This window comes from Modestobacter italicus (assembly GCF_000306785.1).
GTDB classification, from domain to species: Bacteria; Actinomycetota; Actinomycetes; order Mycobacteriales; family Geodermatophilaceae; genus Modestobacter; species Modestobacter italicus.
In genome coordinates, this window is sequence record NC_017955.1 from 3,023,124 (window position 1) to 3,044,887 (window position 21,764).

Annotated in this window: 17 protein-coding genes; 11 read left to right on the plus strand and 6 right to left on the minus strand. The window is 71.4% G+C overall.

Annotation, left to right across the window (positions count from 1 at the left end):
- Nucleotides 1–188 precede the first annotated feature (188 nt).
- Complete coding sequence (locus MODMU_RS14540; RefSeq protein ID WP_083869773.1) at nucleotides 189–1,049, minus strand: mechanosensitive ion channel family protein; 861 nt, start codon at nucleotides 1,047–1,049, stop codon at nucleotides 189–191.
- A 188-nt stretch (nucleotides 1,050–1,237) separates the two neighbouring features.
- Nucleotides 1,238–2,674, minus strand: coding sequence for a glucose-6-phosphate dehydrogenase (locus tag MODMU_RS14545; RefSeq protein ID WP_014741052.1), 1,437 nt, complete (start codon nucleotides 2,672–2,674; stop codon nucleotides 1,238–1,240).
- Nucleotides 2,675–2,975: 301 nt separating this feature from the next.
- Between MODMU_RS14545 and MODMU_RS14550 the strand changes: the two genes are divergently transcribed.
- The 7 genes from MODMU_RS14550 to MODMU_RS14585 all read left to right on the plus strand — a co-directional run bounded on the left by MODMU_RS14550 (nucleotide 2,976) and on the right by MODMU_RS14585 (nucleotide 9,940).
- Nucleotides 2,976–3,395 carry a hypothetical protein gene (locus MODMU_RS14550; RefSeq protein WP_014741053.1) on the plus strand — a complete coding sequence of 140 codons (420 nt, stop codon included), beginning with the start codon at nucleotides 2,976–2,978 and terminating at the stop codon, nucleotides 3,393–3,395.
- Between the two features lie 167 nt (nucleotides 3,396–3,562).
- Nucleotides 3,563–4,441, plus strand: a complete 879-nt coding sequence (gene ygiD / locus MODMU_RS14555) for a 4,5-DOPA-extradiol-dioxygenase (protein WP_014741054.1) — start codon at nucleotides 3,563–3,565, stop codon at nucleotides 4,439–4,441.
- Nucleotides 4,442–4,709: 268 nt separating this feature from the next.
- On the plus strand, nucleotides 4,710–5,393 hold the full coding sequence (locus tag MODMU_RS14560; protein WP_051143994.1) for a polysaccharide deacetylase family protein: 684 nt from the start codon (nucleotides 4,710–4,712) through the stop codon (nucleotides 5,391–5,393).
- Nucleotides 5,394–5,441: 48 nt separating this feature from the next.
- Nucleotides 5,442–6,611: an urease accessory protein UreG gene (gene ureG, locus MODMU_RS30200; protein WP_331437081.1), complete on the plus strand. Its 1,170-nt coding sequence runs from the start codon at nucleotides 5,442–5,444 to the stop codon at nucleotides 6,609–6,611.
- 147 nt (nucleotides 6,612–6,758) lie between these two features.
- The gene (locus tag MODMU_RS14570; protein WP_014741057.1) at nucleotides 6,759–7,424 is read left to right on the plus strand and encodes a hypothetical protein; all 666 of its coding nucleotides are present in this window, start codon (nucleotides 6,759–6,761) and stop codon (nucleotides 7,422–7,424) included.
- Between the two features lie 554 nt (nucleotides 7,425–7,978).
- Nucleotides 7,979–8,695, plus strand: a complete 717-nt coding sequence (locus MODMU_RS14580) for an STAS domain-containing protein (RefSeq protein WP_014741058.1) — start codon at nucleotides 7,979–7,981, stop codon at nucleotides 8,693–8,695.
- Between the two features lie 684 nt (nucleotides 8,696–9,379).
- Nucleotides 9,380–9,940, plus strand: a complete 561-nt coding sequence (locus MODMU_RS14585) for a DUF421 domain-containing protein (protein WP_014741059.1) — start codon at nucleotides 9,380–9,382, stop codon at nucleotides 9,938–9,940.
- A gap of 171 nt (nucleotides 9,941–10,111) precedes the next feature.
- Here the strand turns inward: MODMU_RS14585 and MODMU_RS14590 are convergent, their stop codons facing one another.
- Complete coding sequence (locus tag MODMU_RS14590; RefSeq protein WP_014741060.1) at nucleotides 10,112–12,268, minus strand: beta-glucosidase; 2,157 nt, start codon at nucleotides 12,266–12,268, stop codon at nucleotides 10,112–10,114.
- Between the two features lie 419 nt (nucleotides 12,269–12,687).
- Nucleotides 12,688–12,840, minus strand: coding sequence for a hypothetical protein (locus MODMU_RS28545; protein WP_014741061.1), 153 nt, complete (start codon nucleotides 12,838–12,840; stop codon nucleotides 12,688–12,690).
- A gap of 129 nt (nucleotides 12,841–12,969) precedes the next feature.
- On the opposite strand from MODMU_RS28545, the gene uxaC reads away from it, so the two are divergent.
- Nucleotides 12,970–14,397, plus strand: coding sequence for a glucuronate isomerase (gene uxaC, locus MODMU_RS14595; protein ID WP_014741062.1), 1,428 nt, complete (start codon nucleotides 12,970–12,972; stop codon nucleotides 14,395–14,397).
- Entirely contained in the window at nucleotides 14,394–15,782 is a 1,389-nt protein-coding gene (locus MODMU_RS14600) for a mannitol dehydrogenase family protein (protein ID WP_041795308.1), read from the plus strand. The genes uxaC and MODMU_RS14600 overlap by 4 nt, the downstream gene beginning before the upstream one ends.
- A gap of 97 nt (nucleotides 15,783–15,879) precedes the next feature.
- Here the strand turns inward: MODMU_RS14600 and MODMU_RS28120 are convergent, their stop codons facing one another.
- Nucleotides 15,880–16,197: a hypothetical protein gene (locus MODMU_RS28120; RefSeq protein WP_014741064.1), complete on the minus strand. Its 318-nt coding sequence runs from the start codon at nucleotides 16,195–16,197 to the stop codon at nucleotides 15,880–15,882.
- A 429-nt stretch (nucleotides 16,198–16,626) separates the two neighbouring features.
- Between MODMU_RS28120 and MODMU_RS14610 the strand changes: the two genes are divergently transcribed.
- Nucleotides 16,627–18,705 carry a cytidylate kinase family protein gene (locus MODMU_RS14610; protein ID WP_014741066.1) on the plus strand — a complete coding sequence of 693 codons (2,079 nt, stop codon included), beginning with the start codon at nucleotides 16,627–16,629 and terminating at the stop codon, nucleotides 18,703–18,705.
- 279 nt (nucleotides 18,706–18,984) lie between these two features.
- Here the strand turns inward: MODMU_RS14610 and MODMU_RS14615 are convergent, their stop codons facing one another.
- Nucleotides 18,985–20,352, minus strand: a complete 1,368-nt coding sequence (locus tag MODMU_RS14615) for a lactate racemase domain-containing protein (protein ID WP_014741067.1) — start codon at nucleotides 20,350–20,352, stop codon at nucleotides 18,985–18,987.
- A 212-nt stretch (nucleotides 20,353–20,564) separates the two neighbouring features.
- Here MODMU_RS14615 and MODMU_RS14620 point away from each other — a divergent pair, with 212 nt between their 5' ends.
- Entirely contained in the window at nucleotides 20,565–21,458 is an 894-nt protein-coding gene (locus tag MODMU_RS14620; protein WP_014741068.1) for an SDR family NAD(P)-dependent oxidoreductase, read from the plus strand.
- Nucleotides 21,459–21,764: the final 306 nt, after the last annotated feature.

Here is a 21,764-nt window from a genome sequence, read left to right on the forward strand (position 1 = left end):
GGGTGGCCGGAGGAGCCAGGCTGCCACCGCAGCAGCCGGGCGCCGGTGAGATGCGCCTGCCGGGCAGCGCGGCGACCGGAACGGCCAGGAAGGCGACGCCGGCAGGGCGCCACCAGGGCGACGGGATGGGTGCCACCCCGATCCGAGAGGTTCTGGCAGGAGTCCGTGCCGTACCAGTGGCGGACAGGTCAGGTACTCCCCTGGGCCGCTTCGACCAACGTGATCGGCCCGTAGTCGGTCGGCATCTCGATGTCATGTTGCCGGAGCGTGCCGATGACGGCCGGGATGAGGGCGTCGAGGGCGTCCACCTCGTCGAGCTGGGTCGAGCCGACCCACGCGCTCACGGCGATGCCGACGCTCTTGGGGTTGATCGCGCTGACCCGAACAGCGGGTGCCGGGTCGTCCAGGGTCTGCGGCAGCTCCCGGACCGCGTCCAGGAGGACACGGTGGACGAGGTCGAAGTCGGTCTCGTAGGCGACACCGACGTCCACCCTGAGCATGCGCTGCTCGTAGCCGGTCTGCACGCGCACCGACGCCCCGTGGACCTTGCTGTTCGGGATGACGACCTGGGTGCCGGCGAAGGTCCGGACGACCGTCTCGCGGAGGTTGATGATCCGGATGGTCCCCTTGATGCCACTGACCTCGATCTGGTCACCCTCGCGGAAGGGCTCGCGGACGACCATCATGATCCCGCTGAAGAGGTCGGCGAGGATGCTTTGCGCAGCGATGCCGATGACCAGCGATGTCAGGCCCAGCCCGGAGAGGATCCCGGCGAAGTTGACGCTCGGGAAGGCCACCACGAGCGCGACCGACCAGCCCAGCGCCGTGGCCACCCAGCGAAATATCGTGGAGAAGATCGCGGCGAAGCTGCGGCTCCGGCCCCGCGCCCGCATGATCTTCGACGCCACCAGGCTGACCAACTTGCCCAGCAGATAGGCCCCGACCGCGATTCCGAGACCGATCAGCAGGTCCGTGCCCTGCAGCCGGGGCGTCGGGATGTCGGGTAGCTCCGCGGCGACCAGCACGTGGCCGACTCCAGGACCAACCATCGTGAAAGTCTAGTGCTCATCCAGCGACCTCGCGGCTCCTGCGCTGGAGCATCCGCTCGGCTTCCCGCGGTGCTGTGGTGGCAACCGGTCGACGGCCCTCGACTGCCGCGACCGCTGGACGCCCAGCCGCTCGGGAGCTCGGTCCTGCCTGGCTCGGGCGGGGAGCGGTGGGCGGTCAGCCGGACGGGCTATGGGGCGCCTGGTCCATCGCTGCCGGCTGGGTACTCCTCGAGCTCCACCCGGTCGTCCCGCCAGGCCGCGCGCACGGGCGCGACGATGCGCCATGCCTGCTCCGCCTGGTCCCCGCGCACCGACATCGTGGGATCGCCGCCCAGCACCTCGGCGAGCACCTCTCCGTACGGCGGGAGATCGCCCGGGCCGGACGGCGACTCCAGCGACACCCGGTCGACCGTGAAGGGGTCGCCCGGACCGTTGAGGTTGAAGTCCAGACCCACCAGGTCGGGATCGAAGCCGATGCGCATCCGGTCTGGCTGCTCGTACCCGGCGAGTCCCTCCGGCACCCAGCGCGGCCCTTTGAACGTGATCACTGCTTCCTTGCGCAGCGCGCTCAGCGCCTTGCCCGCCCGGAGCCGGAACGGCACACCGGCCCAACGCCACGTGTTGACCGCCACCACCACCTCGGCAAAGGTCTCCGTGCGCCGGGCGGGGTCCACCCCCTCCTCGTCGACGTAGGCCGGCAGGCGTCGCTCACCGATCGTGCCCGCGGTGTAGCGAGCCCGGCGGCTGTAGCGCACCGGGTCCTCGTCCCACAGGCTGGTCGCCCGGAGCACCCGCGACTTGGCGTCCTGCAGGTCTTCCGCGCCCAGCGTGCTCGGCGCCTCCATGGTCAGCAGTGCGAGCACCTGGAGCGCGTGGCTCTGGATCATGTCGACGAGCGCGCCGGCGCCGTCGTAGTAGCCCGCCCGGCCTTCCAGGCCGAGGCTCTCGTCGAAGACGATGTCCACGCTGCTGACGTTCTCCGCGTCCAGCACCGACTCCAGCATGCGGTTGGCGAAGCGCATCCCGAGCATGTTGAGGACGGTGGACATGCCCAGGTAGTGGTCGACCCGGTACACCTGGTTCTCCGGCACCAGCCGGGTCACCAGCTCGTTGAGCTCGTGCGCACTGGGCCCATCGGTGCCGAAGGGCTTCTCCATGACGAGCCGGGTGTCCTCCGGGACGCCGAGGTCCGCGAGCAGCCCGCAGGCTCGTGCGGTGACGGCCGGTGGCAGGGCGAAGTAGATGGTGACCTGCCCGGTGCAGGCATCGAGCAGTCGACGCAGGTGGTCTTCGTCGGTGACGTCGGCACGGAGATACCGACAGCTCCGGACCACCTCGTCGGCCTGCTTCCCGTTCGCGGACACCGTGGCAAAGGACTCGGAGACCCGCTGGCGCCACTGGTCGTCGCTCCACTCGGCCGTGTCGCTGCCCACGAGGAACAGGTCGCCGACCTCGCGCTGGGTCAGGAGCCCGCCTAGACCGGGCAGCAACAGCCGCGCAGCCAGGTCGCCGCAGGCCCCGAGCACCAGCAGCGTGCTCGTGCCCGCGGACCCGGGACCTGCTCCTTCGCCGCTTCCTGATCCGGACGGCGTCGGCACATTCTCTCCGGCTCGGTCGCGCGCCATGGGCTCACTGTCCTGGACGCTCTCGGGCGTCACAACCGGACGGTGGGCGTTCACGGCCTGAGCGACCATCGGCCGGCGAGGCTGTGGCGAGCCCTAGGAGGTCGGTCGAGGGGCTGGCCGTAGTGGTCGTCGGCTGCGTGCTCCGGGCCGTCGTCCAGCGGATTCGCACCGGGACAGGGATGGTGCCACTGGTGGGCACCGCACCGAGGAGTGTGAGTTCGGCCCCGACAGGGCTGGGCTGAACGGGACCCCCAGGGGCGAGAAGATGGCCTTCGACCGATGTCCGTAGGAGGGACGACCTATGAGCGACCAGCAGCCGCACCGGAACGAACCCGGCTTCTACCGCTACCCGATGCATCAGCTCGTCGCGGTCCTGGACGACCAGGCCAGCGCCGACGACGCGGTGGAGAAGCTCAGAGGCATCGACGTCGACGTGTCCGAGGTCCATGTGCTCAGCGGGCCCGAGGGGGCGGCCCTGCTCGACCGCACCGGGCAGCGGCACGGGCTGCGTGGACAGCTGCTGCGGCTGTTGCAGTGGACCTCCTCGGAGAACGACACGCTGGACCTCCATGACCGGGCCCTGCGGAACGGCGGGCACGTCGTGTACGTCCCCGTCCGCGGGGAGGACCGCAAGAAGCGGGTCGCCGGGGCGCTCCGAGCAGCCGGTGGGCACCTCCTCGTCTACTTCGGAAGGTTCACGACCGAGAAGCGCTGGATCTGAGACCCGGGACGAGGCCGCTTGCGGTCGCCGAGCTGTCGGTCCGACCAGCGTAGCCACCGTCGCGGTGATCCCTCCGTACACCGGCGACCGGAGAGGCGTCCTCGGCTTGCGGATCCCCGGCCGCCCAGGTACGTGTGACCCGACGGCACCGCGCGCCAGGAGGCGACATGAGTCAGGCTCCCACCTCACCGGGGCAGGTGATGCCCGCCGCGTTCTTCGGGCACGGCAACCCGATGAACGCCCTCGAGGTCAACAGGTACACGGCGGCGTGGCGCGCCTTCGGTCAGGTAGTGCCCCGGCCGCGCGCCATCCTGGTGATCAGCGCGCACTGGTACATCAACGCCACCGCCGTGACCGCGATGCCGCGGCCGCGGACCATCCACGACTTCTACGGCTTCCCCGAAGAGCTGTTCGACGTGCAGTACCCCGCCCCCGGGTTGCCGGAGCTCGCCGACGAGGTCAGCGACGTGGTGCACCCGACCTGGGTGGGCGCTGACGTCGACAGCTGGGGCATCGACCACGGCACCTGGTCGGTGCTCGTGCACGCATTCCCCGACGCCTCCATCCCCGTCGTGCAGCTGTCGATCAACGCCTTCAAGGGCTTCGACCACCACCTGGAGCTGGGCCGCGAGCTGGCGCCCCTGAGGGAGCGCGGCGTGCTGATCCTGGCCAGCGGCAACGTCGTGCACAACTTGCGCGGCATGGACTGGAAGCTCACCGACTCCGGCTACGACTGGGCGCAACGGTTCGACCAGGACGCCAAGGAGCGCATGCTCACCGACCCCACCGAGTTCACGACGCTGGACGCCCACCCCGACTACCGCACCGCCGCCCCCACCCCGGACCACTTCATCCCGGCCTTGTACCTGGCCGGTCTGGCCGGTGCCGACGGGGGCGAACGCACCGACGTGCTCGTCGACGGCTACGCCTACGGCTCGCTGTCGATGACGGCGTACACCCTCGGTCTCACCTGCCCGCCCACCACGGCCGACGGCGGAGCCCCGCTGCCCCCGGCCGACACCCCGCCGGACGGGTCCAACATCTGAAGCACGGCCGGTCTGGTCGATGACGATGGCGCCGCGATCGTGGCGGCTGCGATGGGGGGATGTCGACATCGGAGGTTCCATGCGGGCGATGGGTCGTCGGGAGTTCCTCGGCGCGGCGGCCGCCGGTGCACTCGCGCTGGCCGGCTGCACCAGCCAACCACGGCCCCAACCGACGAGCAGCCCCAGCGGAACGAGCGCCACCGGGCCCGCGACGTCACCGGCCGCTGCTCCACAGACCTCGCCACCGAGCCCGGGTACCCCGGCGGAGATGCTGGCGCGGGCCACCGTCCCGATGCTCTGCTATCACCGGATCCGGGAGTTCACCGAGCAGGACGGCCCGGCCTCCCGGTCGCTGACCTGCCCACCGGAGCTGCTCGAACGCCACCTGCGGACGCTGACCGGAGCCGGGCTGCAGCCGGTGTCCAGCACCCAACTGGTCGACCACGTCGAGTTCGGCACCACGCTGCCGCCGCGACCGGTGGTCATCTCCTTCGACGACGCCTCGGCAGGACACTTCACCAACGCGCTGCCGATCCTGCAGCGGCTGTCGATGCCGGCCATCTTCTTCGTGATGACCGTGGTGCTCGACAAGCCCGACTGGCTCAGTCGGGACCAGGTCCACCAGCTGGACCGCGCCGGCATGACCATCGGGGTGCACACCTGGGACCACCACCCGGTCACCGGCTACGGCGATGCGGACTGGGCCACCCAGCTGCAGGCGCCGAAGACCGAGCTGGAGCAGATCGTCGGTCACGGCTTGGACCTGTTCGCCTATCCCTACGGGGCCTGGAACACCGCCGCGCTGCCGCACGTGCAGCAGGCCGGCTACCGTGCCGCCTTCCAGCTCAGCGACCAGCCGGTGGACCCTCAGCAGCCACTGCTCGCCCTGCGTCGGCTGCTGATGTCCTCGGACTGGGACGAACAGGCCCTCCTCAGCCGGCTGCCGGCCTGAGCAGCTCCCTCGACGCTAGGTCGGACATCGAGCCTCGGCGACCTCGCCGTGACACCAGAGAACCCGAGCCGCCTGGTCCAGGCAGGGCGGTGCGTCCACACCCACGACCATCCGCACGACCACATGCACCGCGAGGAGCCGGCCGCAGGGCTGCCCCGGCTGGGCGGGGCGGTGCCCCGGGTCGGCATCGGCGGGCCGGTCGGCTCGGGCAAGACCGCGCTGATCGAGGCGCTGGTGCTGCTGGTGATCACCGACGGCCACTCCCCCGTCGTCGTCACCAACGACATCGTCACCAGCGAGGACGCGCAGCACGTGCGCGCCACCCTGGCCGACGGGCTCGACCCGGCCAGGGTGGTCGGCGTGGAGACCGGGTCCTGCCCGCACACCGCCGTTCGCGACGACCCCACCATGAACTTCGACGCGGTGGAGGAGCTCACCGGCCGCTTCCCCGAAGCCGACCTGGTGCTGCTGGAGTCCGGCGGGGACAACCTCACCCTCACCTACAGCCCCGCCCTGGCCGGCTACATCATCTTTGTCATCGACGTCGGCGAGGGTGACAAGATCCCCCGCAAGCGCGGCCCCGGCGTCAACAACAGCGACCTCCTGGTGATCAACAAGATCGACATCGCGCCTCACGTGCGGGCCGACCGGCAGTCATGTAATGCGATGCGGGCACCGTCCGCGAGGGCCGGCCGATCGTGTTCACCGACTGCTTCTCCGGCACCGGGCTGCGCGAGGTCGCCGACCGGATCTACGCCGCCGTCCTCGACCGGCCCGCGCCGAGCGGCCGATGACCACACCGGTAGCTCCCGGGTCGGTCGCCCGTCGCCGGGCCGACCCGGCCTGGTACACCCCACCCGACCTGCCCGCCGAGGTCGTCTCACTGGTCGACCGGGACCGGCCGACCGGGCGCTCCGGTGGTGTGGGCCTGCTCAAGCTGACCCTGACCCTGGCCCCGGTCGGCGGCCGCGAGGCAAGCGCGGCGACTCGTCGAGGTGGTCGTCCGGCCCGTCGAGCATCGCGTACCGACGTGGCGGGCCCGACGTGGCGGGCCCAGCCAGTCACTTGCCGTGTCGACGACTCGAAGGCGGCCAGCACAGCACGCCCTGTCAACGGACGACCGCATCCCGGCCGAGGATCTGCCCCATCCGTCCACGGCACCGACCGCGGACCGGGGGGCCTGGAGCAGCGCGGATGGCAGCAGCGGATCCGCCGTGATCCCAGCCCGGCCGTCCGCGACCGCCGAGAATCTGCGGGCCGGGAACGGCCGGATGTGTCGATCGGGTGCCCGGCTGGGCACTGAAGGGTAGTCCGACCGTCCTGAGCAGAGGGGCCGCACGTCAGGGAACGACGAGAGGCAACGAGATGACGAGCAGCAGTGGCGCCCACTCAGTGGGCGGCGAGAACGTGGCGGGGACGACGCGGACGGCGGGTCCGGACGTGGTGATGCGCGGCAACATGGTGCACGACCCGGACCGGGATCGCGCGGTCGGCATCCCGCCGCGCAGGGATCGGGTGCGCTGGGGGCCGGTCTGGGCCGGCCTGGTCGTGGCGCTGCCCACCTTCCTGCTGCTCGAGGTGATCACCCTGGCCCTGGGCTGGTGGGACATCGCCGAACCCGGCGGCACGAACGCCGGCTGGATCAGCGGGATCAACGGGCTGATCGCCTTCTTCCTCGGTGGCTTGACCGCCGGCGCGAGTTCCATGTGGCGGGGGACGAACGACGGGTTGTTGCACGGCATCCTGGTCTGGGCCCTGGGTATCGTCTCCATCCTGGGCCTGGCCCTGCTGGGGGGCGGCGCCCTGCTCGGCCCGGTCGCCCAGGTCGTCACCGATGTGGCCAACGTCGGTACGGCCAACGTGCCGAACATCGACCCCGCCCAAGCCGCCGAGACCGCGAAGTCCAGCGCCAGCTGGGCGTCCCTGGGTCTGGGCCTGACCATCGCCGCCGCCGCACTCGGCGGCGTCCTGGGGGCCAAGATGTGGCCCTCCAAGAAGGACGTGGAGCGCGAGCAGGCCGCGCTCCGCTGACCGGCCGCCGGGCACCCCGACTCCGCCTCGGGGTGCCCGGGCACGGCTCCTGGAGCGCATGGCTCCACCGCCACTACCGCCTGGGCCATGCCGGGCGCCGGCAGACACCGCGAGGAGGGCCGGCATGGTCGGCCGGTCCGTGGACGGGCCGACGTCCTGCGGGCAGGAGCACGAGGTCACCGGCTCCCACGCCTGCTCGCCCGCGCCCCGTGTGCCGCACCTTGCCTGTGCCGAGGGACCAGAACTCTGGATCGTGCACTCGGTTGCAGGCCGTTGCGGCCCGCCTGGCGCCAGCGCTGCCGAGCTGGTCACCGACGACGAGCTGAGCGAGCGCCCTGCGGTCGAGGGCTGCGTGTGACCCGTCGAGGACGAGGCGCCCGTCCCCGGTGAGGTTGATGACGTGACCATGAGACACAACCGGTCTGAATCCGGCTGGTGACGCACAGCAGGCCGATGCTAGTTTCGAGACTGGGTCGAGTCACTGGCCTGATGCACAGGTCCGCGGCGCCTCGGCAGTCGGACGCGTCGGCTGCTGACTCCGCAGGGGAGTTGCCATGCGCCCACATGCCACGGCCGACCCGACGTCCCACGGCTTGCCGCGCCCCGCTCAGGTCACGCTCGACCCCGGCGCTGGACTCGTCCGGGTGGTCGGTGAGCTCGACCGCACCTGCGCTCAGCTGCTGCCCGACGCTCTCGCAGCGCTGAGTTCCACGTCGTGCCACCCGACCTGGACGGTCGACGTGGGAGGGATCAGCTCCTGCGACGCCGAGGGTCTGCGGGCGTTGACCGGGGCACGAGCTCTGGCTGCCAACCGCGGACGCAGGTTGCGGCTGGTGACCCCTGCTCCTTTCCTCGCCGTCCTGTTGCACCTCGCGGGACTGGAAGGGTTGCTCGAGGAGGTACCGGACGAGGCGGCCGAGTCGCCGTCCCCGTTGGCTCGGACGCTCGCCAATCGCGGGACGGAGTCGCCACGCGACGACGTGCGTGGCGGTGCAGCGGGCGCCACCGAAGCGCGGGCCTACTGCGGCCCCGCGCACGGCCAGCAGTGGACGGTCGGCCACGAGGGACCTCCGGCACGAGTCGAGTTGACCGTCGGACCGGCCTCGTGCCTGTACCGCCTCCTCCGGCAACGCCGCACCGGCCGTCCTGCGCGCGACGAGCTCGGGTATGTCAGCTACCTCCCGATCACCAGCGGCACTCCCATCGGCAAGCCGGAGTCCGGGGCTCGGATCCTCACCGTTCCCCTGTCCGGACGTCGATCCCGATCGTGAGCGCCGCGGCCAACGGGATGTCCGAGAAACCCACTCGAGCCACAAGGGAGCCGAGGTCGGGACCACACAGATGCACCGAGCAACCGTCGCGAGGAGAGCCCCATGGCCCTTGATGAGGATGAGATCGCCGTCCTGCGGAACATGGCCGGCCGGCCGGCCGCGAGGATCCGAACCTGGCCGCCCGACCCAGCCGATTCGACGAGTCTCTGCTCCGACCGAGACGCGGCCTGGTCACGGCGTGCCTGCTCGGGATCACGGTGCTCGTCCTGGCCATCGTCCTGCACAACGCCGCAGCGCATGCTCCGTCCTGCTCCTGCTCCTGCTCCTCATCTCTCGCCGTGCCGCGGTCCGAGGCCGAGGCACTGACCGGCTCGGCCGGGCTCGATCGCACCGCGGACGTGATCGAGAGGACGACGGGAGCAGGCCCCCAATCACCTGCAAGGCTTGCGCAGCACGTTGCCGACACGGGAGTGGTGCGGAAGGCCAGCGACCGAATCGAACGGCAGCCAGTGAGCGGGCGGTCATGCCGTTCGCCGCTGGCCCATGGGCGAGGACGCGCCGGCCATCCGGACCTTCGCGCGGTCAGCTGCCTCGTGCCCGGGCACACCACCATGAGCACCTTGCGCGAGTGTCCGGCCACAGTGGCCGGCATGCGCGGCCAACCCGCCAACGAAGGAGATCGGCATGTGGCAGGCCATGGTGACCTTGGAGATCCCGGTGCTGGAGAAGGTCCTGCGGGCCGCGCTCGTCTACGGCGTCATCCTGGTGCTCCTCCGGGTGTTCGGCAAACGGGGACTGGCCTCGACGAACACCCTGGACTTCATCGTCCTGTTCCTGCTGGCCGGCGGCGTGGAGGACGCGATCGTCGGGGATGACACCAGCCTTGTCGGCGGCGTGGTCTCCGCGATCACGCTCGTCGTCCTCAACACCGCGCTCACCTACCTGACGAACGTCAGCCCCCGGGCAGCGAGGATCCTGCAAGGGAGGCCGACGACCGTGGTCGAGAACGGCCACGTCCGCGAGCGCGGCCTGAAGGCGCTCGGGCTGCGAGCCAGGGAACTCGACCACGCGGTCCGCAGCCAGAACGGTGACGACATCAGCGAGATCGAACACGGTGAGCTCACCCCGAGCGGTCAGCTCGTCCTGACCCTCAAGCCCGAGGAGCAGTCGGCGACGAAGGGCGACATGGCCGCCCTGACCGAACGGCTCCAGCACATCGAGCGGCTGCTGACCGCACGGGGCTGACGCCGACCGGGCCGCCTCCATCGCGGTTCCTGCTGGACCGTCCTCGTGCGGGACCGTGCCTGGGCTCCTGCGGGGCAGGAACGAGGAGCGTGTCCTCCCTCGCGCGCGGGACCGGAGGCCGCCCCGCGCCTGCTGCGTCGACGACGTCGCGGACCCGGATGGGCCGGACGGTCAGTCGATCGTCACCGTCGCCGACAACGGCGTGTCCTCGCTCGAGGAGCCCACGAAGACCGTGTACTCCCCCGGCAGCACGACGAAGTCGTGGGCCCCGTCGTCCCACACCGACAGCGGGTGGTTGGTCGCGGCGGGATCGATGGTCACGCTGATCCGCTCCGCGGCTCCCGGCTCCAGCCAGATCTTGCAGAACCCGACCAGGCGCTTGGGTGGCTGCTGCGCCGCCTCGGGCAGCTCGAGGTAGACCTGGGCCACCTCCGCTCCCGCGACGTCCCCGGTGTTGGCGACCGTGAGCTGGACCGTCAGCGGTGCCGCCCCGTCGGTGCGCTCCGGGCTGACGGCGAGGTCGGACAGCTCGAAGGTCGTGTACGACAGCCCGTGTCCGAAGGGGAACAGCGGCGTGATGCCCTGCGCCTGGTACCAGCGGTAGCCCATCTGCCGGCCCTCGCTGTAGCGCAGCACCGGGTAGCCGGCGCCCTCGTCGGTGCCGGGGTAGCGCTCCGGGTGCCCGGCGAACGGGGTGTCCGCCCACGACCTCGGGTAGGTGGTGGGCAGTTTGCCGGCGGGATTGACCACGCCGAAGAGCAGGTCGGCCACGACGTGCCCGTCCTCGGCGCCCTGGTTCCACGCCTCCAGCACGGCCGGGACGGCGTCGATCCACGGCATGAGGACCGGGTTGCCGTCCTTGAGCACGACGACCGTCCGGACGTTGACCTGTCCCACCTCGGCGATCATCCGGTCCTGGTCGTTGAGCATGTGGGCGTCCGGCTGATCGGCGCCCTCCGTCGCCACCAGCCCGGCCATGATCACGACCACGTCCGCCGTTGCCGCCGCGGCCTGGGCCTCCGCCAGGTTGGACAGGTCGTCGGCGACGGTCACCTCGCGCAGGTCCGCCGAGGATCCCAGGGTCTGCAGGACGTCCCGCAGGCCGTCCATGGGTCGCACGGTGTAGAGCGGGTCGACCTTGGAGCTGCCGCCGCCGCCGAGGCAGGCCTCGTCCACGTACGTCGCCTGACCGATGACGACGACGCTCTGCACCCCCGGCTCCAGCGGCAGGACCGCGCCGTCGTTCTTCAGCAGCACGGCGATCTGCTCACCGATCCGCCGGGATATCGCGCCGTGCCCCTCCGCGTCGATCTCGCCGGGGTCGTAGGGCCGGTCGAACTGGCCGAACCGGAACATCTGCGTGTACCGGCGCACCAGCGCCCGGTCGACCGTCTCGATCTCCAGGCTGGTGTCGGCCAGCGCCGCCTTGACGTTGTCCTCGTTGAGCCACTTGGCGTCGGGCATCTCGTGGTCCAGGCCAGCGTTGACCGCCGGGGCCGCCGAACGGCAGGACCAGAAGTCCGACTGGACGTAGCCCTGCCACCCCCATTCCTCCCGCAGGACCGTGTGCAGGAGATAGCGGTGCTCGGTCGCGTACGTGCCGCGGACCCGGTTGTAGGCACTCATGATCGCGGCGAGGTCGGCGTCCTTGACCAGCATCTCGAACGGCAGCAGGTACAGCTCGCGCAGTGTCCGTTCGTCGACCTCGACGTCGGCCCGGAAGCGCTCGTACTCCTGGTCGTTGCACACGTAGTGCTTGGCCATGGCGATGACGCCGTGCTCCTGGATGGCCCGGGCGACCTCGACGCCCATGACGCCGCTGAGGTAGGGGTCCTCGGAGAAGTACTCGAAGTTGCGGCCGGAGATCGGCGTGCGGTGCAGACACACGCCGGGGCCCTCCAGCACGTGCTGACCGAGGGTCGCCGTCTCCGAGCCGATGACCGTGCCGTACTCGCGCGCCAGCGCGGGGTCGAACCCGGCGGCCAGGCCGATGGTCATCGGCAGCGCCGTGGCCGGCGGGCTCGGCGTCCCGTCACCCATCCCGACGCCCACCGGGCCGTTGGTGATGCGGAACCGCGGGATGCCCAGCTCCTCGATCGCGGCGACGTGGCGCTCGACCCGGATCTGGGCGGCGAGCTGCTCCATGCCCTCGGCCGTGTCAGCCTTCATCGAGTAGATGTCGATCGTGTCCATCGCACCGTGCAGCTGGGCGATCTTCTGCTCCAGCGTCATGGCGGCGACGAGCTCCCGCGCCCGCTCCTGCGGGGACAGCGAAGTATTCGTCCAGGGGCGGTCCAGCTCAGCGGGAGCAGTCGTGTCGCCGGCCATGGAGATGCCCTTCAGTCGCTGTGAGACGGGGACCGGCGGTCGGTGGGTGCAGACCGCGTGCTCCCCGCTGAGACATCCCAGCGTGGGCGCTGTCACCTGCGTGCGCAACGAGTACCCGGTCCACCCGGCACGGGACCGCGGTCGAGCGGCAGCCGGGGCTGCCGCGCTGCCCCGTCTGGACCGGCGTCGACGAACGTGAAGGGCGACGGGGTGGCCCGCGCGGTCCCCCAGGGGAACGCGACCCCCGGCCCGCTCTGGCGCGAGCCCTGGACGAGGAGGAGCGGATCGGCGAGGAGGTCGAACACCACGCGGCGGCGACCGCCCGGCTGCGGTCCCGCGATCCCGCCGTCACCCACCAGATCTCCCGTCCGCCGACCCCGGGAGCAGGCAGTCGGTGCCGCCGGTCGAGCCGACGAGCCTCACGGGAAGACCGGCCCGACGATGACGGTGAGGTCGGCGTCGAAGGTGGCCGGGTCCCACCACGCGTGATCGAGCACGACCGGGCCCGGACAGCGCTCGGCCAGACCTCCCTCGGGGTAGCCGAAGTGCTCGGCCAGCGCCGACTCGATCAACTCGCCGCGCCGACCTGCGATCCTGCTCCGAGCACCCTTCCGGTCATGGCCGTCCTCCCGTCCGGTTCGATGACGCGACCGCACCCCAACCGGTTGTCGGGCGCCGCGTCACTGGCCCATGCTGACCCAGTGAGTGTGACGCAGACCTCCCCGCAACTGGTCCTGCATCCCGACCGATTGCTGCCCGCCGAGCCCGAGGTCCGCGCGATCGCACGCCGGATCCACGACGCGGTGCAGGACCTGCCGATCATCTCCCCTCACGGGCACGTGGACCCGCGGCTGCTGCTGGACGATGCGCCGTTCCCCGACCCGGCGACCCTGTTCATCACGCCCGACCACTACGTGACCCGGCTGCTGCACGCCGACGGGGTGGGCCTGGACGAGCTCGGCGTCGGCGAGGGTCCGCTCGACGAGGACCGCGCCCGTGCGGTGTGGCGCCGCCTCTGCGAGCACTGGCACGTCTACCGCGGCACGCCTGTGCGCTACTGGCTGGAGATGGAGCTCGCGGACATCTTCGGGGTCACCCAGCGCCCGTCGGCCGCCTCCGCCGACGTGATCTACGACCAGGTCGCCGAGCGTCTCGGTCAGGACGCCTACCGGCCGCGCGCGCTCTACGAGCGCTTCGACATCTCGGTGCTGGTCACGACCGACGACCCCTGCGACACCCTGGCCGACCACGCCGCGCTGGCCGCCGACCCCGCCTGGTCGGGGCGGGTGATCCCGGCGTTTCGGCCCGACGCCTACCTCGAGGCGGGCGCGCTCGGCTGGCCCGACGCCGTGCGCCGGCTCGGCGAGGCCGCCGACATCGACACCGGCGACTTCGCCGGGTACGTGCAGGCCCTGGAGGAGCGCCGCCGCCACTTCATCGCGCACGGGGGGCGGTCGGCCGACCACAGCCATCCCGACGTGCGCACCGACCCCCTCGAGCCCGCTGAGGCCGAGCGCATCCACGCTGCAGCGCTGGCCGGCGAGGCCACGCCGGAGGAGGCGGTGGCCTTCCGCCGGAACATGCTGCTGGAGATGGCCCGGATGTCGTGCGACGACGGCCTGGTGATGACCCTGCACCCGGGGGTGCGCCGCGACCACCACCGGCCGACGGCCGAGCGCTTCGGGCGGGACGTCGGTTGCGACATCCCGATCCGGGTGGAGTTCGCCGATGCGCTGCGGCCCGTGCTGGAGCGCTACGGCACCCACCCGGACTTCCACCTGGTCGCGTTCACCCTCGACGAGACGGTGTGGTCGCGGGAGCTGGCGCCGATGGCGGGGTTCTACCCGTCGGTCTACGTCGGGGTGCCGTGGTGGTTCCTCGACGCACCGGACGCCCAGCGCCGGTTCCGCGACGCGGTCACCGAGACCGCCGGCTTCTCCCGCACCTCCGGTTTCGTCGACGACACCCGAGCCTTCTGCTCGATCCCGGCCCGCCACGACTTGTCCCGGCGCATCGACTCGGGGGTGCTGGCCCGGCTGGTCGCCGAGCACCGGCTGTCGGAGGAGGAGGCCGTCGACACCGCCGTCGACCTCGTGACGACGCAGCCGACCCGGGTGTTCAAGCTGTGACCGGCCGGGAGCTGACCCGACGGGCAGGAGCCGGCCGGGCCGCGGCCCCTGTCCGGCTGGTGCACCTGGGGTTGGGCAACTTCTTCCGCGCCCACCAGGCCTGGTACACCGAGCACGCGCCCGACGCCGGCGACTGGGGCATCGCCGCCTTCAGCGGCCGCAGCGCCGACCTGCCCAACCAGCTCACCGCCCAGGAGGGGCTGTACACCCTGATCACCCGGGCGGCCGAGGGTGACCGGTTCGAGGTCGTCGGCAGCCTCTCCGCGGCGTACCCGGGCGGAGAGCACGAGGCCTGGCTGGACCATCTCGCCTCCTCCGACGTCGCAGCGGTCACGGTGACCGTGACCGAGGCCGGCTACGTGCGCAGCGCCGACGGCGGGCTGGACCGCGACAGGCCCGAGGTGCGCCAGGACGTCGACGCCCTGCGCCGCGATCTGGCCGCGCCCGTGCGCACCACCCCGGCCCGGCTGCTCGCCGGGTTCGCGGCGCGACGGCGGTCCGATGCCGGACCGATCGCGCTGGTCCCCTGTGACAACGTCGCGGGCAACGGCGCCATCGCCGTGGGGGTCGTGCGCGACCTGGCCGAGATGGTCGACCCGCAACTGGCGGACTGGTGTGCCGAGCACGTCTCGAAGGTCACCACGATGGTCGATCGGATCACCCCTCGTACCGACCCGGGCGACGAACGCATCGTCGCCGAGGGCCCTGGGTGGATCGACCGGGCGCCGGTGGCCACCGAGCCGTTCGCCGAGTGGGTGCTGAGCGGCGCCTTCCCGGCAGGCCGGCCGAGCTGGCAGGACGCCGGAGCGAGGTTCAGCGACGACATCGTCCCCTTCGAGCACCGCAAGCTCTGGCTGCTCAACGGCGCCCACTCGCTGCTGGCCTACGCCGGCTCCATCCGCGGGCACACCACCGTGGCCGAGGCGGTCACCGACGAGACGTGCCGCAGCTGGATGCAGCAGTGGTGGGACGAGGCCGTCGCGCACCTGGACCTGCCCGCCGCCGACCTGCAGACCTACCGCGAGGCGCTGGTGACCCGGTTCGCCAACCCGCGGATCCGGCACAGCCTGGCCCAGATCGCGACCGACGGCTCGCAGAAGCTGCCGGAGCGGATCCTGCCGGTCGTGGCCGAGGAGCGCTCGACCGGGCGGATGCCGGAGGGGGCAGTGCGGGTGCTCGCCGCCTGGGTCTGCCACCTGCGTGGCCACGGTGTTCCGGTGGCGGACCCCCGCGCCGACGAGCTGACCCGTCGCGCTGCCGGCCCGCTGCCCGACGCGGCCCGCCGCGTCCTGGACACCCTCGATCCGCACGTCGGCGCCGACGGCGAGCTCGTGGCCGCGGTGGCGGCGGACGCCGAGCGCTTGGAGCGGGAGGCCGGGACATGAGCGAGCGGGCGGCTCACGCATGGACGCAGCAGCGCCGTGGACGAAGTCGACGAGCGCCGGCGAGGAGGGGCGTGAGACACCCCTGTCGACCACGCCCTCATGCGGCGCGGCCGAGTGCCTTGCGGTTGGCGACGTGCTCGGCCTCGCTGTGACGCACGCCCTGGGCCAGGCAGTGCCAGCGGACCTCCAACCAGCGGTTGCCGAAGGCGCCCAGGGCGGCGTCGAGGTAGGGGTGTTGCACCAGTCGGCGAGAGCGGGTGCGTCGGCTCCGCCTGGACTTCCGCGTCACCGGTGCTCGGCCGGCGTGGTACGGCGACCCGTCGCAGGACTCGCACTGGTCGATCTGCTCGCCGTCCTCACCGGCGACCCGAGCGGCGAGGACGTCCCCCAGGCCCGGGGAGCTCAGGTGGCTCACCTCGCCCGGGAAGGTGTTTCCCGGGTCAGGGTCCTCGACCGCGCGGTCGCGGGTGGCGCGCTCGTAGTCGCCGGCGATCGCCCGCAGTCCCCCACCGAGCCAGCCGTGCTGGATCAGCTGCTCGAGCCCGGCGTGCCGGTCCAGCGCCAGCAGGTAGCCGATCCGGGCATCCTCGCCGGATCCTCCTTCCGCGCCGGGCCGCTGCGATGGGCGACCAGGTCGTGGTCGACCGACAGCGCGGTGAACCCAGCGTCGACCAGCAGCCGTACCGGGTCTCCAGCACCACCCGCACCTCGGCCGGGTCCGGCTCGAGGGCCAGGCAGTGAGCCAACCCGTCGGGGCCGATGTCGATGCGGAGGTCTTCGATGACGCGCTTCTCAGACCCTCCCAAGGGCGCCGGATGACAGACCCGTCGAGAAAGAATCCGTCATGGTGAGCGACTCCACCCGGACCAGCGCCGACGAGAGACTGCCCCGCAGCCGGGTCGTCGGGTACTCGCTGGGCGACGTGGCGAACAACGTCTCGTTCATGATGACGTCGCTGTTCCTCATGGCGTACATGACCGACATCGCCGGCGTCCCCGCCGCCATCGCAGGCATCATCTACGGCGTCACGAAGATCTGGGCCGGTGTCACCGACCTGATCGCCGGCAACACCGTCGGGCGCAGGGAGACGAAGTGGGGGCGCCTGCGCCCGTGGCTGATCTGGGTCAGCCCCTTCTTGGCCATCTCGCTCGTCCTGCTGTTCAGCACGCCCGCCGGCCTGGGCCCCACGGCGACCATCGCGTGGGTCCTCCTGTTCGACGCCGCATTCCAGCTGTGCTACTCCTTCGTCAACATCCCCTACGGATCGCTGTCCGCCGCGATGACGGAGAACGGGACAGACCGGTCTCGTCTCTCCGGCGCCCGGTCCATCGCCTCCTCGATGACCGGCGTCGTGCTCTCCCTCGTCCTGTCCCCTCAGTTCGAGGACACGACGGCGGACGACATCCGGCTGCGGTTCACGACCGCGACGATCATCCTGGCGGTCATCGCGCTGGTCCTGTACTGGCTGTGCTTCAGGAGCACCCGCGAGGTCGTGCCGGCCGGCGCGGGGGAGCTCACCCTGAAGACGACGCTGCAGATGGTCCGGAGGAACAAGCCGCTGCTGGTGCTGTGCCTCGGTGCACTGTTCCTCCTCGGAGCGTCCTTCACGATGAACGCGGTGATGCTGTACTACGCCCGCGACGTGCTCGGCAGCGCGACCTCCTTCACCTGGCTGTACCTCTGCCAGACGATCGGCACGATCGCCGTCGCCTCGCTGATCCCGGCGATCACGGAGAGGGTCGGCAAGCGAGTCGGTTACGTGGCGCTGGCCGCCGTCGGCGTGGTCGGCTTCGTGCTCATCGCGCTCACGCCCACGGGCGACCTGCTGGTGGCGCTGCTCGCCTTCCTCGTCTTCGGCGCCGGGTTCGGCGGCACGAACGCCCTCATGTTCTCGATGCAGGCCGACACCGTCGACTACGGCGAGTGGAGAACGGGAACTCGCGCCGAGGGCGGCAGCTACTCCATCCTGTCCTTCGTCCGCAAGGTCGGCCAGGGCGTCGGCGGCTTTCTCGGTGGGGCGGTCATCGGCGCGTTCGGGTACACCGCGGGTGCGCAGGTCCAGTCTCCGGAGGCGATCCAGGGCATCAAGATCGCGGCGGGGTGGGTTCCGGCGGCGCTGTGCGTCATCGCCGCGGTCGCGCTCTGGTTCTACCCGCTCACGAACGACGAGCACCGCGAGATCGTCCGAGAGCTGAACGACCGTCGCGCGAGGCACGCTTTCGGCGAGGCGACCGCCGCGGGCGGCGCGGTGTCCGTGGCGGACGGCGAGTTCGTCGTGGCCGGCCCGGTCATCACCATCAACGAGCAGTACGGCGCCGGCGCGTCCTACGTGGCTGCCCGGGTCGCCGAGCGTCTGGGTGTCCCGTATGCCGGGACGCGATTCAGTTCCGAGCAATTGGAGCAGGCCGAGGCCACCCAGCCGGCCGCGGCCTCGGCTGCGGTCACCGGCTCCTCGGCTGCGGCCTTCGGCTCCGGCGGGATGCTGGGCTTCCTGCGGTCCTTCTCGCGGACCACGACCGAAGGAGACGCCTCCGTCTCGGCGGACGCGCTGTCCGACTCCAGGCTCATCCAGCAGAACGTCGCGGACGTCATCGACATGGTCAGGGACTCCGGCGGCGTGGTCGTCGGTCGTGACGCCACGGTCATCCTCTCCGAGATGCAGGGTGCGCTGCACGTCCGCCTGGAGGCCCCGCTCCGGACGCGCGTCAGCCGGGCGGCCGAGGCCTACGGCGTCAGCACCGAGGTCGCGGCACAGCGGCAGGCACGCGAGGACCGCATGCGCGTGCTGATGTCGGATCGGCTCATGCACTGGGACCCCACTGACGCGAGCCGCTACGACCTCGTCATCGACACCAGCGAGATCTCGCTCGACGATGCCGTCGACATGATCGTCGCCGCCAGTGAGGCCAAGCGAGCCAGCTGACCCCGGGTGCGGGACGCTCCTGTTGATGGCGCCCGTGCCGCGCGCGGTCCCGACCCGACGAGGCCCGACGCATGTCTGCGTTCCGATCGCCGATCGACGAGCGCGACAGGCTCGAACCTCCGCGGACGAGGGCCGGAACTGATGGCGTGGGCCGAGCCCCGGACCTCGAGCCCAGCGCGCAGACACCGCCATGGCGGATCCTGGGGCGCTGCGTCCTTGTTCCGGACCTGAAGCGACGCGGTACGTGCTCGAGATGGCGTCGCACCGTCGGGCCGCAGCTCAGCGACGCAGGCGGAAGAGCATCTCGCCGGCCCGCGGCACGACCAAGGTGTCCGGATCGGCGGCGAAGGCGGCCGGGTCAACGGTCGCCGGATCGAGGTACCCGAGGTTTGCCGCACGGCACACGTCCTCGGGGATCCCCGTCGCCAGCGTGACCTGCACCCGCAGCCGCTCCTCACCGGTCGCCGCGTCGTAGATACCGGCGCCGCGCAGGTGGGTCGAGTGCGCCAGCACCCCCCAGTGCACGTGCGAGAACCGGTCCCACTGCGCCACGAAGTAGTCCCGGCAGTGGTAGCCGACCTCGTGGATCTCCGGGTGGGTGGAGGAGATCTCGGTGACGTGCGGGGCGTAGAGGACCACCTCACCCCCGTCGGCGACCACCGGCTCGAGCTTGTAGAAGCCCTTGGCGGCAGTCCAGATCTCGTCGTACATCTCCGGGACGACGGAGAGCACCCGGCGGACCGGGGCATCGAGGTAGGTGACGTGGGTGGCCGCGCAGACCTCGGCGGCCGACGCCCAGGCGGCCCGGGTCTCGCCGAAGGACACCGAGTGCAGTGCGCTCCCCGTTCCTGCCTGCGGCCCCGCGGCAGCGGCGGGGACAGTGGAGTCCACCCCGCTGTCGGCGGCGCCGTCGGCGACCTCGGCGGTCACCACGCACAGCGCCAGCTTCTCCGACGGGATGAGGGCGGCACCGTCGTCGATCAGCGCACGGACCGGCGTGATGCCGGTGGTGCCGATGATCTCCGCCGACGTGATCAGCGCCCCCAGCCAGTGCGAGACGTCGATGATCCGCTGGCCGCCCACGCCGGGGAAGAAGTACTTGTTGCCACCCGAGATGCCGACGACCTCGTGCGGGAGCACCGGGCCGACCACCAGCGCGATGTCGTGGTCGACGACCGCCCGGTTGAGCAGCACCGGCACGTCGAGGTCCATCCGTCCACCGGAGAGCTCCGCGATCCGCGTGGCCGGGATCGTACCGAGGTCGGCGAAGGTCTCCGGCTGCCACCACTCGTGGTTGACGACGGTGGTGCCGGGATAGGAGTCGGCGGGCCGGCCCGGCGGGTAGCCGAGGTGGGCGGCCAAGGCCTCCTCGGTCATGGGCGCGTGGGTGCCGAGCGCCACCAGCACCGTCAGCCGGGTGACCCGGCCGTGCAGCGCGCCGTGCACGGCGCGCATGAGCAGCGGCAGCGGGCAGGTGCGCGTCGCGTCGGGCACCAGCACGCACACGCTGCGCCCGTCGAACGGGTGGGCGCCGAGCTGGTCGGCGACGAACTCGGTGACCTGCTCGTCGTCGAGCACGGTCGAGGCGTCGCCCACGCGGGTCGCCGAGGCGGCCAGTCCGGGCGGGAGGTCGCCGATCAGCGTCATGACCCGAGCGTGGGCGGCGGGACGGTCCTTGGCAAGGCAGCTCTTCGCCTTCCCGACGTCGCGCCCCGGTCTGCTGCTCGGCCGGCCGGCTCGAGGTGCCGCCGCGTCCGGCGGCTCCGTCGGTTCATGCCGGGACACCTGGGGTAGCCGGGCAGAGCCGGACGACGGGGGACCGGATCTCCACCGAGTCAGCCGTTCCGATCGGAGGATCGATGTCCAGCACGGATCCGCACGCCACCTTCACCTCGAATGCGCTGTCGGGTCGGGTGGCGGTGGTGACGGGTGCCGCCCGCGGGATCGGTCGGGCTGCTGCGGTCGCGCTCGCCCGTGCCGGCGCCGACGTCGTCGGGATCGACATCGCCGCAACGGTCAGCCCCATCCTGAACTTCTCGCCGGCCACGCCGGCCGATTTGGAGGAGACCGGGCGCGCGGTGGAGAACTGCGACGCGCGATGGCAGGGCCACGTGATCGACCAACGGGACCTCCCGGCGCTGAGAGCCGCGGCCGAGACGGTGGAGCGCAGGTGGGGCGGCATAGACATCGTCTTCGCCAACGCCGGCATCCAGGGGTTCGCACCGCTGCTGGAGATGACCGACCTGGACTGGCACGACCAGATCGACGTGAACCTGACCGGGACGGCGAACGTGCTGCGGGCATTCGGGCCTGCGTTGGTCAGCCGTGGGGGCGGCCGGATCATCGTGACGTCCTCGACCCAGGGCCAGCACGGCACCAAGTTCGGCGCGGCCTACTCGGCGTCGAAGTGGGGGCTCATCGGGCTGGTGAAGTCTGCTGCCCTCGAGCTCGGAGTGCATGGCATCACGGTCAACACCCTCGTTCCCGGCCTCATCGACACGGCACTGACCCGGCACGAGGACCGCTACGCCCAGGCGATCTCCGCCAGCGGCGGCGACCCGAGCGGTGACGTCGAACAGGACGAGCGAACCGCGCACGACTCCCTCACCAGCACCTCTCCGCTGGGCGTGGCGTTCATCGACCCGGAGGACGTCGCCCCGCTGGTGGTGTTCCTGGCCTCCGATGCCGCACGCATGGTCTCCGGGGCCACGTTCGCCGCGACTGCGGGTGACAGCGCGAACGTCACCGCTTGAGTCCACCGATCGATGGCTCCCGCGTCGGGACGTCGCCTCCATCCCGTGCCGGACCGTGGAGGACTCAGCGGTGCCCGCCGCTGTCGACCGGGATCTCTCGACGGGTTGGGTCAACCAGCACCTCGCCCTCGAGGTCGTGCCGCTCGCCGCGGCCACCATCCTCCTGGCGCAAGCGGGGGGCAAGCCCACGTCGACGAGGTGGTCCGGTACGGCGTGATGGTGGTGACGTCCCTGGCCATGGGACTGCAGGACGCTGCCGCGCGGCAGTTGGCCGTCGCTGACGTCCCGACGACCGTCGTCGATGCA

Excerpts from the sequence above, each read along its gene's own strand:
- MODMU_RS14570 (WP_014741057.1), top strand. The coding sequence starts at position 6,759 with ATGACGAGCAGCAGTGGCGCCCACTCAGTGGGCGGCGAGAACGTGGCG.
- MODMU_RS14585 (WP_014741059.1), top strand. The coding sequence starts at position 9,380 with ATGTGGCAGGCCATGGTGACCTTGGAGATCCCGGTGCTGGAGAAGGTC.
- MODMU_RS14550 (WP_014741053.1), top strand. The coding sequence starts at position 2,976 with ATGAGCGACCAGCAGCCGCACCGGAACGAACCCGGCTTCTACCGCTAC.
- MODMU_RS14560 (WP_051143994.1), top strand. The coding sequence starts at position 4,710 with ATGCTGGCGCGGGCCACCGTCCCGATGCTCTGCTATCACCGGATCCGG.
- MODMU_RS14590 (WP_014741060.1), bottom strand. The coding sequence starts at position 12,268 with ATGGCCGGCGACACGACTGCTCCCGCTGAGCTGGACCGCCCCTGGACG.
- MODMU_RS14615 (WP_014741067.1), bottom strand. The coding sequence starts at position 20,352 with ATGACGCTGATCGGCGACCTCCCGCCCGGACTGGCCGCCTCGGCGACC.
- MODMU_RS14540 (WP_083869773.1), bottom strand. The coding sequence starts at position 1,049 with ATGGTTGGTCCTGGAGTCGGCCACGTGCTGGTCGCCGCGGAGCTACCC.
- MODMU_RS14620 (WP_014741068.1), top strand. The coding sequence starts at position 20,565 with ATGTCCAGCACGGATCCGCACGCCACCTTCACCTCGAATGCGCTGTCG.
- ygiD (WP_014741054.1), top strand. The coding sequence starts at position 3,563 with ATGAGTCAGGCTCCCACCTCACCGGGGCAGGTGATGCCCGCCGCGTTC.
- MODMU_RS14610 (WP_014741066.1), top strand. The coding sequence starts at position 16,627 with ATGGTGAGCGACTCCACCCGGACCAGCGCCGACGAGAGACTGCCCCGC.
- MODMU_RS14545 (WP_014741052.1), bottom strand. The coding sequence starts at position 2,674 with ATGGCGCGCGACCGAGCCGGAGAGAATGTGCCGACGCCGTCCGGATCA.
- MODMU_RS14580 (WP_014741058.1), top strand. The coding sequence starts at position 7,979 with ATGCGCCCACATGCCACGGCCGACCCGACGTCCCACGGCTTGCCGCGC.